Genomic DNA, 19209 nt, shown 5'->3' with positions numbered 1-19209 from the left:
GCAACGACACCCGACCCACCCGACCAGCCACAACACCCTCCAACCACACGATGTTGCAACCACCCCAAGAACCCAAGTGGCGTTCGGTGCGTTCAACGCAACCAATGCCACATTGGGGCGCTTGAGCCCGCCTCCGCCGAGTGGCCAGCTACCGGGCGGGTTCCGGCGCGATCGTGCGGGAGCACACGCATGTGATCGTCCTGCTGTACCCCTTCGCCGGTCGTACGTCCGAACGGGAAGTCACCGTGACCTAGCGTGCTTACGGTAATCGGTCTATCGCCTTGCGTGCTGGTCGTGGTGTGCACTGAGCGCATGACGGCCGACCGGTTCACCCGCGTAGTGCGCAAGGTGTTCTTCACGGCCGTCGCGCTGGTGTCGCTGTTCCTCGGCGGTGTGGTCTGCCTGATGTGCCAGGTGCTGGCCGGCCGGGACGCGCCGGCGTACCGCGTCGAGGGCGAGGTGGTGTCCCACGAGCGGGGCGCGCTCCCGCTCGGCGGCGACGAGGACGCGGAGAGCCACACGATCACCGTGGACGCCGCGGGCGGGCGGCACTACCGCGTCACCGCGGTCGGCCCCGGGCTGGACCTCCCGCCCGGCCAGCCGGTGACCCTCGACATCTCCACGGCCGACGGGAGCGTCGCCTACCTGCGCGCGGGCGGCAGCGTGGTCGACCTGCGCCCGGGCGTCATCCGGCCGGTCCTGCTGATCGTCGCGAGCCTGCTGGCGCTGGGTGCGGTGTACTTCGGCGCGGTCCGGCTCAACGTCTACCCGCCGGTGGCGACGTGGCTGGCCCTCGCGCTGGGGGCCTTGCTGGCGCCGGTCGCCGTGTTCGTGCGGGTGTAGCCGTGCCGGGAGACCGGTGGGCGCACTGCCCGTGTGCTGCTGTTCCAACCCCCGTGCGCACGTCACCCACGCGGACTAGCGACAATGGGGCACGGCAGATTGTCGTCGTCGGAGGAGGCTTCACGTGCGGGACCTGGTCGAGATCGGGATGGGCCGCACCGCGCGGCGGGCGTATGACCTCGACGACGTCGAGATCGTGCCCTCACGGCGGACTCGCTCGTCCTCGGTGGTGTCCACCGCCTGGCAGATCGACGCCTACCGCTTCGACCTGCCGCTCGTCACGCACCCGACCGACGCGATCGTCTCGCCCGGCACCGCGGTCGCCGTCGGCGAGCTGGGCGGCCTGGGCGTGCTCAACGCCGAAGGGCTCTGGGCCCGGCACGCGAACGTCGAGGACGCCATCTTCCAGCTGGTCCGCGCGGCCGAGGACCTCGAGGACCCGACCGCGGTCGGGCGCGTCCTGCAGGAGCTGCACGCCGCGCCGATCCGGCTCGACCTGCTGACCGAGGCCATCAAGACGGTCCGCGAATCCGGCGTCACGGTGGCCGCGCGCGTCAGCCCGCAGCACGCCGCCGAGCTGACCCCCGACCTGATCGCGGCCGGTGTCGAGATCCTCGTCGTGCAGGGCACGATCATCTCCGCCGAGCACGTCCAGCGCGACGCCGAGCCGCTGAACCTCAAGGACTTCATCGGCCGCCTCGACGTCCCCGTCATCGCCGGCGGCGTCAGCGACTACCGCACCGCGATGCACCTCATGCGCACCGGCGCGGCCGGGGTCATCGTCGGCCACGGCTACACCCCGGGCGTGACGAGCACCGACCGCGTCCTCGGCATCGGCGTTCCGATGGCCACGGCGATCATCGACGCCGCGGCCGCTCGCCGGGACTACCTCGACGAGACGGGCGGCCGGTACGTCCACGTGCTCGCGGACGGCGGCATGACGGTGTCGGGCGACATCGCCAAGGCCATCGCGTGCGGCGCGGACGCCGTCATGCTCGGCTCCCCGCTGGCCGCCGCGTCGGACGCGCCCGGGCAGGGCCTGTATTGGACGGCGGCGGCCGCGCACCCGTCGTTGCCGCGCTCGCGCGTGGCGGCGGGTCCGGACTACGCCGTCGACCTCAAGACCCTGCTGTTCGGGCCGTCGTCCGACGCGGAAGGGGCGGTGAACCTCTTCGGCGCGCTGCGCCGGGCCATGGCGAAGACGGGCTACTCGGACCTCAAGGAGTTCCAGCGCGTGGGGCTCACCGTTCGCCGGTGAGCTGCGCGAGGAACGCGGCGAAGGCGCCGGCGGAGTAGACGAGCACCGGGCGGGCCGCCACCGCGGCCTGCTTGGTGTCCCGCACGCCGACAACACCGGGTCCGGTGCCGATCTCTATGCAGGCGTTCTCTTCGAAGTGGCTGTGGCTCGACTTGCGCCAACCGGTCAGCTTGTGGGGGCCCATCGTGGTCCTCCCGGAAATCGTGTCCCGTTGCGGCGGTGAATCGCCGTCGTGAACATCGAGCTCTCTGATCATTACCCACAATTGTCGTGGGACAAGCGTCCGGAAGGGTGACTGGCCGGTAACTTACCTCTGGTCAGAACGCGGACGCGGAGTTACGCTCCAGGTGTGACTGCCAGTAACACCATCACCAGTGTCGGTGGCCTCGACTACGACGTCGTCGTGGTGGGGTCGGGGTTCGGCGGCAGCGTCGCGGCGCTGCGGCTCACCGAGAAGGGCTACCGGGTAGCCGTCGTCGAGGCGGGCCGGCGGTTCGCCGACGACGAATTCGCGAAGACGTCCTGGGACCTCAAGCGCTACCTGTGGGCGCCACAGGTCGGCTGCTACGGCATCCAGCGCATCCACATGCTCAACGACGTCATGGTGCTGGCGGGCGCCGGCGTCGGCGGTGGCTCGCTCGTCTACGCGAACACGCTGTACCGGCCGCTCAAGCCGTTCTACGCCGACCGGCAGTGGTCGCACATCACCGACTGGGAGTCCGAGCTCGCCCCGCACTACGACCAGGCGAGCCGCATGCTCGGCGTCGTCACGAACCCGACCGTCACCCCGTCGGACGTCGTGATGCGCGCGGTCGCGAAGGACATGGGCGTCGCCGATTCGTTCCACCCGACGCCCGTCGGCGTTTACTTCGGCAAGCCGGGCGAGCGCGCCGCGGACCCGTACTTCGGCGGCGCCGGTCCCGAGCGCGTCGGCTGCACCGAGTGCGGTTCGTGCATGACCGGCTGCCGCGTCGGCGCGAAGAACACGCTGGTCAAGAACTACCTCTACCTCGCGGAGCAGGACGGCGCCCAGGTCATCCCGCTGACCACGGTGACGGCCGTGACCCCGGTCGACGGCGGTTACGAAGTCTCGCTGAAGAAGACCGGGACGACGTCGAAGCGGTTCCGGACCACGATCACGGCCGGGAAGGTCGTCTTCGCCGCCGGGACCTGGGGCACCCAGAACCTGCTGCACCGGATGAAGGACACCGGACGCCTGCCCCGGTTGTCCCGCCGGCTCGGCGAGCTGACCCGCACCAACTCCGAGGCGATCATCGGCGCGGCGCGCACCGAGGTCGACGAGAGCCGCAACTTCAGCCGCGGCGTCGCGATCACGTCGTCGATCCACCCGGACGACAACACCCACATCGAGCCGGTCCGCTACGGCAAGGGCAGCAACGCGATGAGCCTGCTGCAGACGATCGCGACGGACGGCACGTTGCCGGTGCCGCGGTGGCGCCAAGCGGTGACGTTCATGCTCAAGCACCCGGTCCAGGCGGCGAAGCTGCTCAACGGCTACCGCTGGAGCGAGCGCACGGTGATCCTGCTGGTGATGCAGAGCCTCGACAACTCGATCACGACGTACACCCGGCGCGGCCTGTTCGGCCGCCGCAAGTACACGTCGAAGCAGGGCCACGGCGAGCCGAACCCGAGCTTCATCCCGGCCGGCCACGAGGCCAACGAGCGCACGGCCGAGCACATCGGCGGCATCGCGGGCGGCACGTGGGGCGAGATCTTCGACATCCCGCTGACGGCGCACTTCATCGGCGGCGTCCCGATCGGCGCCACGGCCGAGGAGGGGGTCATCGACCCGTACCACCGCGTGTTCGGCTACCCCGGCCTGTCGGTGGTGGACGGCGCGGCGATCACGGCCAACCTGGGCGTGAACCCGTCGCTGACCATCACGGCCCAGGCCGAGCGCGCGTTCTCCTTCTGGCCCAACAAGGGCGAGGAGGACCTGCGTCCCCCGCAGGACGCGCCCTACACCCGGCTGGAGCCGGTGGCGCCGAAGAACCCGGCCGTTCCGGCGGCTGCCCCGGCGGCCCTGCGACGGTCCTAGACTCGGGGCCGTGACGGCACCCGAGAAGGCACCCGCGCTGCTCGAAGGCATCCGGAAGCTCGACGACGAATGGGCGCGGGCCATCGGTGGCCTCGGCGAGCCCGAGCTGCGCGCCCCCAGTGCGTTGCCCGGCTGGTCGCGCGCTCACGTCCTCGCGCACGTCGCGCGCAACGCCGATGGGCTGCGCAACCTGCTCACCTGGGCGAACACCGGCGTCGAGACCCCGATGTACGCCAGCGCCGAAGCCCGCGAGGAAGACATCGAAGCCGGGGCCCAGCGCGCGGCCGCCGATCTGCTCGCGGACTTCGTCGCGTCGGCCGGGCGCTTCGAGCGGTACGCCGGCGAACTGCCGGACGACGCCTGGGCGCGGGAGGCCCGCAACCGGCAGGGCGCGCCCGTCACCGGGGCCGTCGTGGCGCGGATGCGGCTGTCCGAACTGACCATCCACCTCGCCGACCTCGATCGCGGGTACGACCTCGACCGCGTGCTGGCGCTGCTCGGCCCGCTCACCGAGGACGTCGTCCAGCACGCCGTCACCTCCCGCGGTACCCACCTGCCCGCCCTGCGCCTGGTCACCGACGGGTTCGAGTGGACGATGGGCGCCGCCCCGAAGACGACCGTCCGCGGGTCGGCCGGTGCGCTGCTGGCCTGGCTCAGCGGGCGCTCCGACGGCTCCGCCCTCGACGGCGACGTGCCCCGGATCCCGGCCTGGGCGTGACCGGCCCGCTTCGCCCGGTGAACGCCCTGCGCCCGCTCTACACTGGGCGTCCCCGGCACCGAGGAGTCCGCTGTGGACAGTGAGCACGACCAGGGGCGGCCCGGCGTCCCCCGGAGGACGTTCCTGCGGATCGCCGGGGTCTCCGCGGCCGGGGCCGTCGTCGCCGCGTGCGGGCCGGACACCCCTTCGGTGCCGGCCGGCTCGACCGCCCCGGCGGCCACGACGGCCACCACACCCGCCACCCGGCTGCCCACCGGGCCGCCGAACTGGGACGACCTGCGCACCCAGCTGACCGGTGGCCTGCTGCGCCCGGGCGCCGCGGGCTACGACACCGCCCGGCACGCGTTCAACCCGCTGTTCGACAGCAACAACCCCGTCGCCATCGCGACCGCGTCGACCGTCGAGGACGTCCAGGCCTGCGTGAAGGCCGCCGCCGGGCGCGTCACCATCGCCGCGCGCAGCGGCGGCCACAGCTACGCCGGCTACTCGGTGCCCGAGGGCGGGCTGGTCGTCGACGTGGCGGCGCTGAACAAGATCGACGTCCAGGGCGGCAAGGCCGTCATCGGTGCCGGCGCGAAGCTGAGGGACGTCTACGCCGCACTGGGCCGGGCCGGGCGCGCGCTGCCCGCCGGCACCTGCCCGACGGTCGGGATCGCCGGGCTGACCCTCGGCGGCGGCATCGGCGTGCTCGCCCGCAAGTACGGCCTGACCTGCGATCACCTGAGCTCCGCGCAGGTCGTCGCGGCCGACGGCCGGACGCTCACCGCGTCCGCGAGCTCGGAACCGGACCTGTTCTGGGCCCTGCGCGGCGGGGGCGGCGGCAACTTCGGCATCGTCACCGAGTTCACCTTCGACACCGATCCGGCGCCGGAGGAGGTGACGGTGTTCTCGCTGCACTTCCCGGCCGGGTCCGCGGCCGGCCTGTTCGCCGCCTGGCAGCAGTGGATCACCGCGATGCCGCCGGAGCTCTGGGCGAACCTGGTGCTGTCGGGCGGCTCGCCGGTCCAGTGCCGCGTCGCCGGCTGCTACGTCGGGGGCGCCGCGGGGCTGAACACGCTGCTGAACAACCTGACCACCAACGCCGGCGCCCGGCCGTCGCAGCGCGTGGTGAAGAGCCTGGACTACCTCGGCGCCATGAAGTACTTCGAGGGCAGCTCGAACCGTCAGTCGTTCATCGCGTCGTCGCGGATCATCACCACCCCGGTCGACGCCGCGAAGGTCGTCGCGGTCGCCGAGGGCCGGCAGGGCATGGACCTGCTCATCGACGGTCTCGGCGGTGCGGTCGCCGGGCCGGCCAAGGACGCCACCGCGTTCTGGCACCGCGACGCGCTGGCCAGCGTGCAGGTCTACGCGCCCGCGACGGCGAAGAACCGGACGAAGGTCACGCAGGCGGTCGGCGAAGTCGTCGCCGGGCTCGCCGCGGCCGGTGCGGGCGGCGGGTACGTCAACTACATCGACCCCGCCCTGCCCGACTGGAAGGCCGCCTACTACGGCGACAACGCGAAGCGGCTGGTGGACGTCGCGAAGAAGTACGACCCGCAGAACGTCTTCCGGTTCGGGCAGGGCGTGATCAGCTAGAGGTCGATGCCGGTGAAGACGGTGACGCGCTCCTCCGTCAGGTCGTGCATGGCGGCGAGCACGCCTTCGCGGCCGACGCCGGAGCCCTTGACGCCGCCGTAGGGCATCTGGTCGGCGCGGTAGGACGGGACGTCGCCGATGATCACGCCGCCGACCTCCAGCTCCGCCGAGGCGTGGAACGCCAGCTGGACGTCGGTGGTGAAGACGCCCGCCTGCAGGCCGTACGCGGAGTCGTTCACCGAGCGGAAGGCGGCGTCCACACCGTCCACAACGGACACCGCGAGCACCGGGCCGAAGATCTCCTCGGTCCAGGCCTTGGTGTCCGGCGGGACGTCGGTGAGCAGTGTCGGGGCGACGGTCGCGCCGTCGCGGGTGCCGCCGGTCAGCACCTTCGCGCCCGCTTCGACGGCCTCGTCGATCCACGCGACGATCCGTTCGGCGGCGGCTTCGTCGACCACCGGGCCGACGTCGGTGTTGCGGTCGTAGGGATCGCCGGTCCGCTGCGCCTCGACGGCTTCCTGCAGCGCGGGCACGAACTCCTCGGCCACGGCGGCGTCGACGATCACCCGCTGCACCGCGATGCAGGACTGGCCGGCCTGGTAGTTGCCGAAGGTGGCGATGCGGTGCGCGGCGCCTTCGGGGTCGGGCCAGTCGCGCAGCACGACGGCCGCCGCGTTGCCGCCGAGTTCGAGCACGACGTGCTTGCGCGGCGCCGCGTCCTTGAGCGACCAGCCGACCGGGCCGGAGCCGGTGAACGACACGACGGGCAGCCGCGGATCGGCGACGAGCTGCTGCGTCTCCTCGTTGCCCAGCGGCAGCACGGAAAACGCGCCTTCCGGCAGGTCCGTCTCGGCCAGGACCTCGCCGAGGATCAGCGCCGACAACGGCGTCCGCGGCGCGGGCTTGACGATGATCGGCGCGCCGATCGCCAGCGACGGCGCCACCTTGTGCGCCACCAGGTTGAGCGGGAAGTTGAACGGCGCGATGCCGAGCACCGGCCCGCGCGGGACGCGGCGGGTCAGCGCCAGCCGCGCCTCGCCGGCGGGGTCGGTGTCGAGGCGCTGGACTTCGCCGGTGAAGCGGCGGGCCTCCTCGGCGGCGATCCGGAACACCGAGACCGCGCGCTTGACCTCGGCTTCGGCCCACTTGAGCGGCTTGCCGTTCTCGGCGGTGATCACTTCGGCGATCTCCTCGGCGCGCCCGGCGAGCACGCGGGAGACGTGGTCGAGCGCCCCCGCGCGCAGGTGGGCTGGGCTGCGCCGGAACTCCTTGGCGACCGCCGCCGCGGCGGCCACCGCGCGTTCGACCTGCTCCGGCCCGGGCACGGCGACCGTGGCGACCTCGCTGCCGTCGTACGGGTGGTGCACGACGAGGGTGGTGGCGCCCGCTTCCGGGCGGCCGGCGATCCAGGCGGGGCGCGGCTCGGGGGTGATCATGTCCATGCGTACCAACGTAATCCGGGTGGGGGACCGGCAGGGGCACCCCCACCCGGACGGGTCACGGCTTGATGAGCACCTTCAGCGCCTCGCGGTCCGCCATCGCGCGGTAGCCGCCGGGGACGCCTTCGACGTCGATCGTCCGGTCGAAGACCTTGCCGGGCTGGTACTTGCCCTCCAGGACGTCCGGCAGCAGCTCGGGGATGTAGTGCCGCGCCGGGGCGACGCCGCCGGTGACGGTGATGTTGCGCCGGAACAGCGCCGGGCCGATCGGGCCCTCTTCGTACTGCGGGACGCCGACGCGGCTGACCGCACCGCCCGCGCGCACCACGCCGACGGCCATCTCGAAGGCGGGCTTCGTGCCGACGCATTCGAGGACGGCGTGGGTGCCTTCGCCGTTCGTCAGCTCGCGGAGCTTCTCGATGCCTTCCTCGCCGCGCTCGGCGACGACGTCGGTCGCGCCGAACTCGCGGCCGAGATCGGTGCGGGCCTGGTGGCGTCCCATGAGGACGATCCGCTCGGCGCCGAGGCGCTTCGCGGCGAGGACGGCGGAAAGGCCGACAGCGCCGTCGCCGATCACGGTGACGTTCTGACCGGGGCTCACGCGGGCCTTCGTCGCGGCGTGGTGACCGGTGGGGAAGACGTCCGACAGCGTGAGCAGCGACGCGAGCAGAGCGTCGTCGTCGGTGTGGGGAACCTTGACGAGGGTGCCGTCGGCCTGCGGCACGCGGACCGCTTCGCCCTGGCCGCCGTCGACGCCCTTCGCGCCCCAGAACCCGCCGTGCACGCAGGAGGTCTGCAGGCCTTCCCGGCAGAACTGGCAGGTGTTGTCCGAGTAGACGAACGGCGCGATGACGAGGTCGCCCTTCTTGACGCTCGTGACGCCCGCGCCGGCCTCCTCGACGATCCCGAGGAACTCGTGCCCGATGCGCCTGCCGTGCTCGCTCGGCGCCATGTCGGCGTACGGCCAGAGGTCGCTGCCGCAGATGCAGGACCGCACGACCCGCAGGACGGCGTCGGTCGGCTCCACCAGCTTCGGGTCGGGAACGGTCTCCACCCGCACGTCGCCGGCGCCGTAGATGACTGTCGCTCGCATGCAAGTCCTTTCGTTAGCTTCCCTAAGTAAGATCGGCGGCGAGGGGACGGGCATTCCCGGGTGTGGTTCTCGTGACAAACGGCGGGGGTGCGGCGGCCGCGGCGCCCCTAGATTTTCGGTCATGACCACTCGCGCCGCAGCTCGCCACCCGTTCGGGGCACTCGCCACGGGACCGCGCCGCCCGATCCTCACGGCCGCGGTGTTCGCGGTGACCCTGGCGTGCGGGATCGCCCAGCTCGCGCACCCGCCGCTGTACGACGCGGTCGTCCGCGACGCGGCCCGCATCAACGCGGGCGAGTGGTACCGCCTGGTGACCGGCATGTTCTTCCAGGACGGCTGGGCCTTCGGCCTGGTTTCGAACCTGCTCTGGCTGGCGGTGTTCGGCACGCTCACCGAGCGCGTGTCCGGCCGCGCTCGGTGGCTCGTCCTGTACTTCGGCTGCGGCCTGTTCGGCCAGGTCATGAGCTACGTCTGGCTCAACCCGGTCGGCGCGGGCAACTCGATGTGCGTCTCCGGCCTGATCGGCGGCCTGGCGGCGGTGGTCATGGTGGCGTCGCGCCGCTACGGCGTGCAGCTTCCGGTGCAGTTCCGGGTGCTGGCGTTCGCCGCGCCGGTGCTGGCCGTGGTGGACACGCTGGTGCACGACAACCACGGCCTCCCGCTGCTGCTGGGCCTGGCGCTCGGCTTCTGCAGTCTGCCGCGCCGGTCGTGAGTGGTAAGGCGGGTTCTAACCCGCCTTACCGCTCACGACCGGCTCCGGTAGAGGTCGCGCAGCAGGAGGACTTCGGCGCAGTGGTGGATCATCTCGCGGTGGATGTGCAGCACCAGCGTCGCCATCGGGTACTCCGCGTACGGCCCCTCTGCCGGTCCGCACGGGCGTGCCAGGGCCTCTTCGTCGAGCGACTCCACCCCTTCGACCCACTGGGCGTAGAGCTTGTCGAGTTCCGACAGCGCTTCGGCGGCCGTCCCGGGGTAGGGGTAGCTGTCGTAGCCGATGGGCGCGCCACCGAAGTGCGACCCGATCCGCGCGCCGAGCACGCCGACGAGGATGTGGCCGAGCCGCCACGCGATCGTCGTGACCGGCGGCGGGGCCGGCTCGGGGAAGGCGAAGTCGATGGTGAACGGACCTGTGCCGGGCTCGTCGTCCGACTTCCGCGGCCGCACGGTCCAGCAGCCCGCGACCGGCTCCCGGAAGTACTCGTCGTCGGTGAGCCCCTCGAGCTTCGGGCGCACCAGCACCTTCCAGTGGAAGTCGAGCTGGTCGGTCAGTTCCTTCGTCCAGTTCACAGCCATGCACCGCACCGTAGGCCCGATTCAGGACAGCACCGGCCCTGAATCCGGGTGACCGGGCCCACCTGGGACGATGGAGGGGATTCCCGCTTCTCGCCAGGAGGTCCTCAGGTGCCCAACCCCACCGGTCCGGTTCTCGTCGTGGACTTCGGGGCGCAGTACGCGCAGCTGATCGCCCGGCGCGTCCGCGAGGCACAGATCTACTCGGAGGTCGTGCCGCACAGCGCGTCCACCGAAGAGATCCTCGCGAAGAACCCCGCGGCCATCATCCTCTCCGGCGGCCCTTCGAGCGTGTACGCCGAAGGTGCGCCGGGCATGGACCCGAAGCTCACCGAAGCGGGCGTGCCGATGTTCGGCATCTGCTACGGCCACCAGCTGCTCGCCAGCGCGCTCGGCGGCGTCGTCGAGCCGACCGGCGTCCGCGAGTTCGGCCGCACCGAGGTCCGCGTGACCGGTGACGGCGGTGTCTTGCACGCCGGCCTGCCCGCGCACCAGCCCGCCTGGATGAGCCACAACGACAGCGTCACCAAGGCCCCGGAGGGCTCGGTCGTCACCGCGTCCTCCGACGGCGCCGAGGTCGCCGGCTTCGAAGACGTCAAACGCCGCTTCGCCGGGGTCCAGTACCACCCGGAGGTCGCGCACTCGCCGCACGGCCAGGAGGTGCTGCGCCGGTTCCTGCGCGACATCGCCGGGATCGAGCCGCAGTGGACGACGTCCTCGATCGTCGAGGAGCAGGTCCAGCGGATCAGCGACCAGATCGGCGACGGCCGCGCGATCTGCGGACTGTCCGGCGGCGTCGACTCCGCCGTCGCGGCCGCGCTCGTCCAGCGCGCCATCGGCGACCGGCTGACCTGCGTGTTCGTCGACCACGGCCTGCTGCGGGCGGGCGAGCGCACCCAGGTCGAGCAGGACTTCGTCTCCGCCACCGGGGTCAACCTCGTCACCATCGACGCGCGGGAACGCTTCCTCGACGCGCTGGCCGGCGTCACCGACCCGGAGCAGAAGCGCAAGATCATCGGCCGCGAGTTCATCCGGGTGTTCGAGCAGGCCGAGCGCGACCTCAAGGCCGCGGGCGACTACCGGTTCCTGGTCCAGGGGACGCTGTACCCGGACGTCGTCGAGTCCGGCGGCGGCGAGGGCACGGCCAACATCAAGAGCCACCACAACGTCGGCGGCCTGCCGGACGACCTGCAGTTCGAGCTGGTCGAGCCGCTGCGGCTGCTGTTCAAGGACGAGGTCCGCCGGGTCGGCATGGAGCTGGGCCTGCCCGAGACGATCGTGCAGCGCCAGCCGTTCCCCGGGCCCGGCCTGGGCATCCGGATCATCGGCGCGGTCGACCAGGAGCGCCTCGACACCTTGCGCGCGGCCGACCTGATCGCCCGCGAGGAGCTGACCGCGGCCGGGCTGGACCGCAGCATCTGGCAGTGCCCGGTGGTGCTGCTGGCCGACGTCCGCAGCGTCGGCGTCCAGGGCGACGGCCGGACCTACGGGCACCCGATCGTCCTGCGGCCGGTGTCGTCGGAGGACGCGATGACCGCGGACTGGACGCGCCTGCCCTACGAGGTGCTGGAGCGGATCTCGACCCGCATCACCAACGAGGTCGCGGAGGTCAACCGGGTGGTCCTGGACGTGACGTCCAAGCCGCCGGGCACCATCGAGTGGGAGTGACCGGCCCCTGAACAGGACTCGAGGCCCCGGCGTGGGATCCGGGGCCTCGAGAGTTCGCGGTCGTTCAGCGCCGTCGCTTGCTGCCGAACGACGCGGCGAGGAGCAGCACTCCGACGAACACCGCACCGCCGGCGATCACCCAGCGGAAGTCGAACGAGGGCAGCCAGCTCGCGCCATCCGAGAGGACGTACGCCGACACCAGCAGCGTCGCGATGCCCATGATCAGGGTGAAGATGTCCAGGCCACCGCGCTTCGCGGGCTGGGTGCCGGCCGGGTCGTCGTAGGCGTAAGGGTTCTGATCAGGCACGACGCACCTCCACGTTGCCGACGCTGTTTTCCGCCTTCAGGGTGATCTTCTGGCCGCCCGGGCCGTCGGAGCCGTAGTCCGTCCCGGTCAGCGCTCCCTGGCTGACGCCGTCGGTCGAGCGGCCGAAGCACGACGCCTGGCCCGCGCCGGTGCGGCAGTCGAAGGTGACGTCCGCGTCGGCCGGCACGATGACCGTGGTGTCGCCCGCGCCGTTGGACACGGTCGTCGAGTACGGCGCCCCGGCGGGCAGCTTGGTCAGGTCGAGGTCGATGTCGCCCGCCGCGTGCTGGTACAGCGGCTTGAGGTCGGTCACCGCGGACGGGCTCTCCGTGATGTCGCCGAGACCGCCGCGGACGTCGAAGTTCTTGAACGGCGACGTCGTCAGGACCAGGCCGGCGATCGCCAGCGGGATCGCGAGCCCGATCAGGCTGCGGCCGCCGCCGGCGAACGCGCCGGTGACCAGGCCGATGCCGACCACGCCGAGCACCAGGCCGACGATGTGCTGCGCGTCGAACCAGCCGGCGCCGTTGAGGCCGGCCAGTACCCCGGCGCCGGCGGTCACCACGGCCAGCGCGAACGTCGCCGAGCCGACCTTCGACCGGGGCCGCCGCTGCGGCGCCTCGTACGACGGCGGCGGGGTGGGCCGCGGCTCCTGGGCCGTCGGCGCGTCGGGCAGGTCCCAGCCGGCCGGATCGGCGGCGAGGGGATCCCAGCCGCGCGCCGGCGCCGGCGCCTCGGCGGTGTCGGTCATGGTGAAAGCTCCGTTTCCGGTGAAGGCCGGGTACGACGTCCGCGCGGCGAACGGCGCGGGGCGGTTCTCGTGGCCGCGGCTGCGGTGCAGCAGGTAGAGCGCGGTGGCGATGAGGGCGCAGCTGATCAGCCCGCCGCCGTCGAACCACGACCCGGTGATCGAGCCCCCGGCGCTGACGACGGAGAGGACCATGAGCACGACGGCGAAGGCGGGCGACACCGACGACCGGCCGCGCCCGATGAGGCTTTCGAAGCCGGAGACCTCGTCGCTCTCGCCGGGCAGGAACAGCCATCCCAGCAGGTAGAAGGGCACCCCGAAGCCACCGAAGAGCGTGGTGACCACCAGGGCGATCCGCACGACGACGGGATCGATGCCGTACCGGTAACCGATGGCGGCGGCCACCCCGGCCAGCTTCCGCCCGGCGTGCGGCCGCCGCGGCCGGCTGACCCAGAAGTCCTTCACGGTCTCCTCGAAGCCGTTCAACGCACCCGGCTTCGGCGACCGGGTTTCGCTCGCACCACTCATACCGAGAAGCATGCGGTACCGGCCGCGGCGGGACATCCGGGATGGTCCCTGAGGTTTCCCCTGGCTCGGGGCAGGGCAACGGATCAGGGGTTTCCCCGATGGAACGGCACACCGGTGCGTGTGACCATGGACGGCGTGCAGGAGTCCCTCGACCACGTCACCGCCGAGCAGGCGATCACGACCACCACGGACCCGTCCCCGCCCAAGATGTTCCGGCGCCGGTCCGGGCGGGCGATCGCCGGGGTCGCCGGTGGGCTCGCCGACCACCTCGGTGTGCCGGTCGTCTGGGTGCGGACGGCCTTCGCGCTGCTGGCCGCGCTCAACGGTGCCGGGCTGCTCGCCTACGGCCTCCTCTGGGTGTTCGTCCAGCAGCAGTCCGAGGAAGCCGCGGACGCGACGACCCCGAAGGAACGGCAGCAGGCGTTCGGCCTGATCGCGCTCGGCGTCGGCCTCGCCGTCGCCAGCGGGACGCTCACCGGGTTCATCAGCGGCTGGGTCGCGGTGCCGCTGGCCGTGGCCATGCTCGGTGCCGCGGTCGTCTGGCGGGAAGCCGACGAGTCGCAGCGCCGCCGCTGGAGGGTCGGCGCGAAGGACGGCTTCGCCGGGGCGTTCCTCGGCGGGGGCGGCTGGTCGGCCGCCATCCGGATCGTCGCCGGCGTCGCGCTGGTGATCACCGGCATCGGCGTCGTCGTGCTCCGCAGCGGCAGCCTCGACCAGGTCCAGTTCGCGCTGATCGCCGTCATCGCCACCCTGATCGGGGTCGCGGTGCTGACCGTGCCGTTCTGGCTGCGGCTGGTCCGGGACCTTTCCGACGAGCGCAAGGCCCGCATCCGCACCGACGAACGCGCCGAGATCGCCGCCCACCTGCACGACTCCGTGCTGCAGACGCTCGCGTTGATCCAGAAGCAGAGCGAGCAGCCGCGCGAGGTCGCGCGGCTGGCCCGCAGCCAGGAGCGCGAGCTGCGCGGCTGGCTGTACGGCGCAGGCGGGTACGGCAAGCCGGCCGAGAACGTCGAGGAAGCCACCGGCCAGTTGTCCGAAGCACTCGCGACGGCGTGCGGCGAAGTCGAGGACACCTTCGCGATCTCGGTCGGCCAGGTCGTCGTCGGCGACGCCGAGCTGGACGAATCGCTGGTCGCGCTCGTCCAGGCGGCCCGGGAGGCGATCGTCAACGCGGCCAAGCACGCCGGCGTCGAGGAGGTCAGCGTGTTCGCCGAGGTCGAGCCGACGGCGGTCACGGTGTTCGTCCGCGACCGCGGCAAGGGCTTCGACCCCGACCTCGTCCCGGACGACCGCCACGGGCTCGCCGACTCGATCCGCGGCCGGATGACCCGCCACGGCGGCACCTGCAAGGTCCGCACCGCGCCGGGCGAGGGCACCGAGGTGCAGCTCGCCATGCCGGTGAAAGCGGGCAAGGGAGCAGCGTGAGGCGGCTATGCTCGACGACGTGACGGACAGCAAGCGTGAACCGGTCAAGGTGTTCCTCGTCGACGACCACGCGCTGTTCCGCGCGGGGGTCCGCACCGAGCTCGACTCGATCACCGACGAAGTCCGCGTTGTTGGCGAGGCCGGTTCGGTCGCCGAGGCCGTGGCGGGCATCGCTCGCACGAAGCCGCAGGTGGTGCTGCTCGACGTGCACATGCCCGACGGCGGCGGCGCCGAGGTGCTGCGCCGGGTCCGCCCGGAGCTGCCGGACGTGGTGTTCCTGGCCCTGTCGGTGTCGGACGCGGCGGAGGACGTCATCGCGGTCATCCGCGCCGGCGCCCGCGGGTACGTCACGAAGACGATCTCGTCGAAGGAACTGGTCCGAGCGGTGGTCCGCGTATCGGACGGCGACGCGGTGTTTTCCCCGCGCCTGGCCGGGTTCGTCCTGGACGCGTTCGCCGACCGCCCGGGATCGGCCCCGATCAACGACCCCGAGCTCGACCTGCTGACCCCCCGCGAGCGCGACGTCCTGCGGCTGCTGGCCCGGGGGTATGCGTACAAGGAGATCGCGTCGGAGCTGTTCATTTCGGTGAAGACGGTGGAGACGCACGTTTCCAGCGTGCTGCGGAAGACCCAGCTTTCGAACCGCTACGAGCTCTCCCGCTGGGCCTCCGACCGCCGCCTCGTCTGAGCTGCTTCACGCGTCACCGACATGTCGTGACCGTGGACGAAGCTGCCCGTGACGATCTCGGAGCCCGGGTGGTGGTAGCGCTGTTCGAACATCTTCCCCATGCCGGTCACTTCGTGGCGGGCGAAGATCTGCAGCTTGCTCCTGCCGCCCCGGACCCCGATCGACGTCACGAGGTGGGGCTTCGACGCGGAGTCCACCTCGGCGCGACGGCTGAGGTTGACCACCTTGATGCGAAAACCTGCGTTGCGGGATCCTCCGCGGTCTCCGGCAAAACGATCACCTTGGGGGTCAGGCGGCTCAAGATCAGGATCTACAGCGCCGCAGCCATCATCCCGGCCAGGATCCCGACGGCACCCGCTTCCATCCGGACTCCGCGCCACCGCACTCGTCGGCGGGCGAGTGGCAAAGCCATCGGCGGTGCCGTTACGTCCGCGAACCGTCAGTCCGCCAGGGGAGCGAGAGGCCGCGTCTCCCGCCCGGTGGTGTCGTCACCAAGCCCATCCGCCTGGTCACCGGGCACTTCCGCGACCCCCCGCTCCGGCTTCTGGAGGCGCGTCAGCGCCACCCCGCCGAGCACGACCACCATGCCCGCGATCACCCGCAGGTGCAGCTGCTCGCCGAGGAACACCGCGCCGAGCAGCACCGACACCACCGGCAGCAGGTAGCCGACCACGGATGCCGCCACCGCGCCTTCGCTCGCCAGCAGCTGGTAGTTCAGCGCGAACGCGATGCCCGTCGAGCCGATGCCCAGTACCAGGACCGCGAGCAACGGCCCCGGGGAAACGTGCACCGGCGCGAACCCGCCCGCCGGCAGCGCCAGCACCAGCATCCCGCTGGCCAGGATCATCTGCCCGGCCGAAGTCGCGTACGGCGAAGACGTCGACGAGGACAGGTACTTGCCCTCGTAGACGAACGCGAAGCCGTAGCTCGCCGCCGCCGCGAGGCAGCCCAGTGCGCCCCAGCTCAGCAGGCCCGATGCCTGCCACGGTGCGAAGATCAGCAGGATCCCGCCGAGGCCGGCGAGCAGCCCCGCCAGCCGGGTCCCCGTCATCCGCGACGACGTTCCCATCAGCGGTGCCGCGAGCAGCACCCACAGCGGCGTCGTCGAGTTCAGCACGCCGGTGATCCCCGAATCGACCGTCGTCTCGCCGATCGCGAACAGCAGGAACGGCAGCGCGTTGTGGAAGAACGCCGCCACCGCCAGGTGGCCCCACACCCGGCGGTCACGCGGGAGCCGCGCCCGGTGCAGCCGGCACAGCACCAGCAACATGGCGGTGCCGAGCACCAGCCGCGCCAGCACCAGCTGCACCGGCGAGAACATCCCCAGCCCCAGCTTGATCCAGAAGAAACTCGAGCCCCACATCAGCGCCAGCGCACCGATCCTGAGCAGGGTTTTCGTTTCGCCCACCCCAGTCCTCCTTCGACAACCGACGTCAGCTTCGCCCGGAGGAGACGTAAGGACAAGCGAAAATAACTGCAGGGACACTTAAGTCGAGCTGTACGATCCAGGGCATGCTCGACGTCCGCCGCATGCAGGTTCTCCGCGCCGTCATCACCAGCGGGTCGATCACCGCCGCGGCCCGCAACCTCGGCTACACGCCGTCCGCGATCAGCCAGCAGCTGTCCACGCTGGAACGCGAGGCCGGCACCGAACTGCTCGAACGCGTCGGGCGCGGCGTCCGGCCGACCGCGGCGGGGTCGCTGCTGTCCGAGCACGCCGAGACGCTCAGCGCCGAGCTCGCCAAGGCCGAGGCGGCCCTGACCGAGCTCAAGGAGGGCCGCACCGGCCGCGTCTCGATCCGCTACTTCGCGACGGCCGGCGCGTCGCTGGTCCCGCCCGCCATCGCCGCGGTCCGCCGCGAGCACCCCGGTGTGCGCCTCGACCTCAAGCTGGTCGAGCTCGACGACCCGATCCTGGACGTCGAATCCGGCGAGGCGGACGTCGCGATCACCGTCTTCCCGCGCACGACCCCGCCCGCCAAGGGCATCGAGCTGGTCCACCTGCTCGACGACCCGTACCGGGCCGTGCTGCCGAAGACCCACCCGCTGGCCCGCAAGCGCGTGCTGGACCTGACGGAGTTCGCCGAGGAACCGTGGGTCGGCGTCGACGGCCTGCCCGGCATCTGCCGCGACATCCTGTTCGGCGCCTGCGCGTCCGCCGGCTTCGCCCCGAACATCGTGGTGGAGTCCGAGGACTACCAGACGGCGCAGGGGTTCGTCGCCGCCGGCATCGGCGTCGGCCTGATCCCGGAACTCGGGCTCGGCGCGCAGCACCCGGGCGTGGTCGTCCGCCGGATCCGCCACCCGGAGCCGGTCCGCGCGATCCACGCCGCGGTGGCGTCACGGGCCTGGGGCCACCCGGCCGTGCGCACGCTGCTGGAGGCCATGCGCGCGGCGACCGCCAAGGTCGCTTAGACGAAGAACAGCTCCGAGACGAGGATGCCGATCAGCACCGCCGCGAGGATCGCGGCCACGGTGATGAGCGTCTTCTTCGACACCGGCAGGTTCCACGCCTCGGCCTGCTGCGGCCCGGGAGCGGGCGGCGGCGCGTACTGCGTCGCCGCGTGGACCGGCGGGATCTGCTGCGTCGCACCCAGCGGGTAGCCGGGCGGCGGCGTCAGCGGGACCTGCTGCTGGAACTGAGGACCTGACGGCGGCATCGGCTGGACCTGCTGCTGGAACTGGGGTCCCGACGGCGGCATCGGCGGCCCTGGGGGCGGCATCGGGTGGCCGCCCTGCCCCGTCGGCCAGCCGACGGGCATGGGCGGCATCGCCGGCGCGGTCGGCGGGATGAACGCCGTTTCGCGGCCCTCGGTGATCGCCTTCAGCGAGTGGACGGTGTCCGCCATCGTCGGCCGGGTCGTCGGGTCCGCGCGCAGCATCTTGCGCAGCGCCTCGGTGAGCACGCCCGAGTTCTTCGGCGGGCGTTCGGACGACTGGCCGTCGTCCCCGAACGGCGGCACGCCCTCCACGGCGGTGTACAGCGTCGCGCCGAGGGAGAAGACGTCGGCCGCCGGCGTGCCCGGCAGCCCGCGCGAGACCTCGGGCGCCACGTACGCCGGGCTGGGGCCGCCGCCGCTGATGCCGATGTCGGTGAGCTTCACGCCGCCGTCGTCCGCCAGCAGCACGGTGCCCGGCTCGAGGGTGCGGTGCACGAACCCGGCCGCGTGGATGGCCGCCAAGGCGTTCCCGAGCTGAATGCCCAGCTGCGCGGCCTGGTCGGGCGTGAGCCTGCCGTGCTCGGCGAGGAACGTCGCCATGCTGCGCGACGGGATGTACTCCATCACCAGCCAGACGTCCTGGCCGTCCGGCAGCACGTCGAACACCTTGATCGCGCACGGGTGCTCGATCCGGGCGGCGTCCTTGCCCTCCTGCATGGCGGCGGCCCGCGCCTGCTCGGCGCGTTCGCCCGCGCCGACCGGCAGGTACATCCGCTTCATCGCGACGGTGCGGAACAGCCGCGTGTCGAACGCCAGCCACACGATGCCCGCGCGGCCGCGGCCGATCGGCTGGTCCAGCCGGAACCGGCCGCCGACGATGGTGCCTTCAGAACTCAAGACTGAC

19 protein-coding genes are annotated in these 19209 nt (G+C 71.9%); 10 read left to right on the top strand and 9 right to left on the bottom strand.

The features are described 5' to 3' along the window. Positions 1-312 precede the first annotated feature (312 nt). Complete coding sequence (locus Q5425_RS16535) at positions 313-843, top strand: hypothetical protein (RefSeq protein WP_308673107.1); 531 nt, start codon at positions 313-315, stop codon at positions 841-843. 124 nt (positions 844-967) lie between these two features. After that, the gene (locus Q5425_RS16530) at positions 968-2101 is read left to right on the top strand and encodes a GuaB3 family IMP dehydrogenase-related protein (protein WP_308673106.1); all 1134 of its coding nucleotides are present in this window, start codon (positions 968-970) and stop codon (positions 2099-2101) included. On the opposite strand, the gene Q5425_RS16525 is transcribed toward Q5425_RS16530, so the two are convergent. Further along, a complete protein-coding gene (locus Q5425_RS16525; protein WP_308673105.1) occupies positions 2085-2285 on the bottom strand; it encodes a DUF397 domain-containing protein in 201 nt (66 codons plus the stop codon). The two genes, Q5425_RS16530 and Q5425_RS16525, sit on opposite strands and share 17 nt — an antisense overlap. 165 nt (positions 2286-2450) lie before the next feature. Between Q5425_RS16525 and Q5425_RS16520 the strand changes: the two genes are divergently transcribed. The 3 genes from Q5425_RS16520 (at position 2451) to Q5425_RS16510 (ending at position 6456) form a co-directional block, all read left to right on the top strand. Then, positions 2451-4160, top strand: a complete 1710-nt coding sequence (locus tag Q5425_RS16520) for a GMC family oxidoreductase (RefSeq protein WP_308673104.1) — start codon at positions 2451-2453, stop codon at positions 4158-4160. Between the two features lie 10 nt (positions 4161-4170). Next, positions 4171-4878: a maleylpyruvate isomerase N-terminal domain-containing protein gene (locus Q5425_RS16515; protein WP_308673103.1), complete on the top strand. Its 708-nt coding sequence runs from the start codon at positions 4171-4173 to the stop codon at positions 4876-4878. Positions 4879-4950: 72 nt separating this feature from the next. Beyond that, entirely contained in the window at positions 4951-6456 is a 1506-nt protein-coding gene (locus tag Q5425_RS16510; RefSeq protein WP_308673102.1) for an FAD-dependent oxidoreductase, read from the top strand. Here Q5425_RS16510 and Q5425_RS16505 read toward each other — a convergent pair. Next, positions 6453-7898: an aldehyde dehydrogenase family protein gene (locus Q5425_RS16505; RefSeq protein WP_308673101.1), complete on the bottom strand. Its 1446-nt coding sequence runs from the start codon at positions 7896-7898 to the stop codon at positions 6453-6455. The genes Q5425_RS16510 and Q5425_RS16505 overlap by 4 nt on opposite strands. A gap of 55 nt (positions 7899-7953) precedes the next feature. Further along, a complete protein-coding gene (locus Q5425_RS16500; protein WP_308673100.1) occupies positions 7954-8988 on the bottom strand; it encodes a zinc-dependent alcohol dehydrogenase family protein in 1035 nt (344 codons plus the stop codon). A 121-nt stretch (positions 8989-9109) separates the two neighbouring features. On the opposite strand from Q5425_RS16500, the gene Q5425_RS16495 reads away from it, so the two are divergent. Next, complete coding sequence (locus Q5425_RS16495; protein ID WP_308673099.1) at positions 9110-9700, top strand: rhomboid family intramembrane serine protease; 591 nt, start codon at positions 9110-9112, stop codon at positions 9698-9700. Between the two features lie 32 nt (positions 9701-9732). Here the strand turns inward: Q5425_RS16495 and Q5425_RS16490 are convergent, their stop codons facing one another. Then, a complete protein-coding gene (locus tag Q5425_RS16490; RefSeq protein WP_308673098.1) occupies positions 9733-10281 on the bottom strand; it encodes a DinB family protein in 549 nt (182 codons plus the stop codon). Positions 10282-10389: 108 nt separating this feature from the next. Here Q5425_RS16490 and guaA point away from each other — a divergent pair, with 108 nt between their 5' ends. Then, positions 10390-11946: a glutamine-hydrolyzing GMP synthase gene (guaA, locus tag Q5425_RS16485; protein WP_308673097.1), complete on the top strand. Its 1557-nt coding sequence runs from the start codon at positions 10390-10392 to the stop codon at positions 11944-11946. 64 nt (positions 11947-12010) lie between these two features. Here guaA and Q5425_RS16480 read toward each other — a convergent pair whose 3' ends face one another. Together Q5425_RS16480 and Q5425_RS16475 are read right to left on the bottom strand one after the other, a co-directional pair. Beyond that, positions 12011-12253: a hypothetical protein gene (locus tag Q5425_RS16480; RefSeq protein WP_308673096.1), complete on the bottom strand. Its 243-nt coding sequence runs from the start codon at positions 12251-12253 to the stop codon at positions 12011-12013. Beyond that, positions 12246-13529, bottom strand: a complete 1284-nt coding sequence (locus tag Q5425_RS16475) for a PspC domain-containing protein (RefSeq protein ID WP_308673095.1) — start codon at positions 13527-13529, stop codon at positions 12246-12248. The genes Q5425_RS16480 and Q5425_RS16475 overlap by 8 nt, the downstream gene beginning before the upstream one ends. 120 nt (positions 13530-13649) lie before the next feature. Between Q5425_RS16475 and Q5425_RS16470 the strand changes: the two genes are divergently transcribed. Together Q5425_RS16470 and Q5425_RS16465 are read left to right on the top strand one after the other, a co-directional pair. Further along, on the top strand, positions 13650-14957 hold the full coding sequence (locus Q5425_RS16470; protein ID WP_308673120.1) for a PspC domain-containing protein: 1308 nt from the start codon (positions 13650-13652) through the stop codon (positions 14955-14957). Positions 14958-14964: 7 nt separating this feature from the next. After that, positions 14965-15645: a response regulator transcription factor gene (locus Q5425_RS16465; protein ID WP_125307407.1), complete on the top strand. Its 681-nt coding sequence runs from the start codon at positions 14965-14967 to the stop codon at positions 15643-15645. On the opposite strand, the gene Q5425_RS16460 is transcribed toward Q5425_RS16465, so the two are convergent. Both Q5425_RS16460 and Q5425_RS16455 read right to left on the bottom strand, forming a co-directional pair. Then, positions 15603-15869: a hypothetical protein gene (locus Q5425_RS16460; RefSeq protein ID WP_308673094.1), complete on the bottom strand. Its 267-nt coding sequence runs from the start codon at positions 15867-15869 to the stop codon at positions 15603-15605. The genes Q5425_RS16465 and Q5425_RS16460 overlap by 43 nt on opposite strands. Before the next feature lie 215 nt (positions 15870-16084). After that, positions 16085-17053 carry a DMT family transporter gene (locus tag Q5425_RS16455; RefSeq protein WP_308673093.1) on the bottom strand — a complete coding sequence of 323 codons (969 nt, stop codon included), beginning with the start codon at positions 17051-17053 and terminating at the stop codon, positions 16085-16087. A 104-nt stretch (positions 17054-17157) separates the two neighbouring features. On the opposite strand from Q5425_RS16455, the gene Q5425_RS16450 reads away from it, so the two are divergent. Then, positions 17158-18060, top strand: a complete 903-nt coding sequence (locus tag Q5425_RS16450; protein ID WP_308673092.1) for a LysR family transcriptional regulator — start codon at positions 17158-17160, stop codon at positions 18058-18060. Here Q5425_RS16450 and Q5425_RS16445 read toward each other — a convergent pair. Next, positions 18057-19202 carry a serine/threonine-protein kinase gene (locus Q5425_RS16445; RefSeq protein ID WP_308673091.1) on the bottom strand — a complete coding sequence of 382 codons (1146 nt, stop codon included), beginning with the start codon at positions 19200-19202 and terminating at the stop codon, positions 18057-18059. The genes Q5425_RS16450 and Q5425_RS16445 overlap by 4 nt on opposite strands. Positions 19203-19209: the final 7 nt, after the last annotated feature.

Source organism: Amycolatopsis sp. A133, assembly GCF_031082405.1.
Taxonomy (GTDB): Bacteria; Actinomycetota; Actinomycetes; order Mycobacteriales; family Pseudonocardiaceae; genus Amycolatopsis.
The sequence above is the reverse complement of the archived record's forward strand: the minus strand, read 5'-3'. Positions and strand labels throughout refer to the sequence as shown.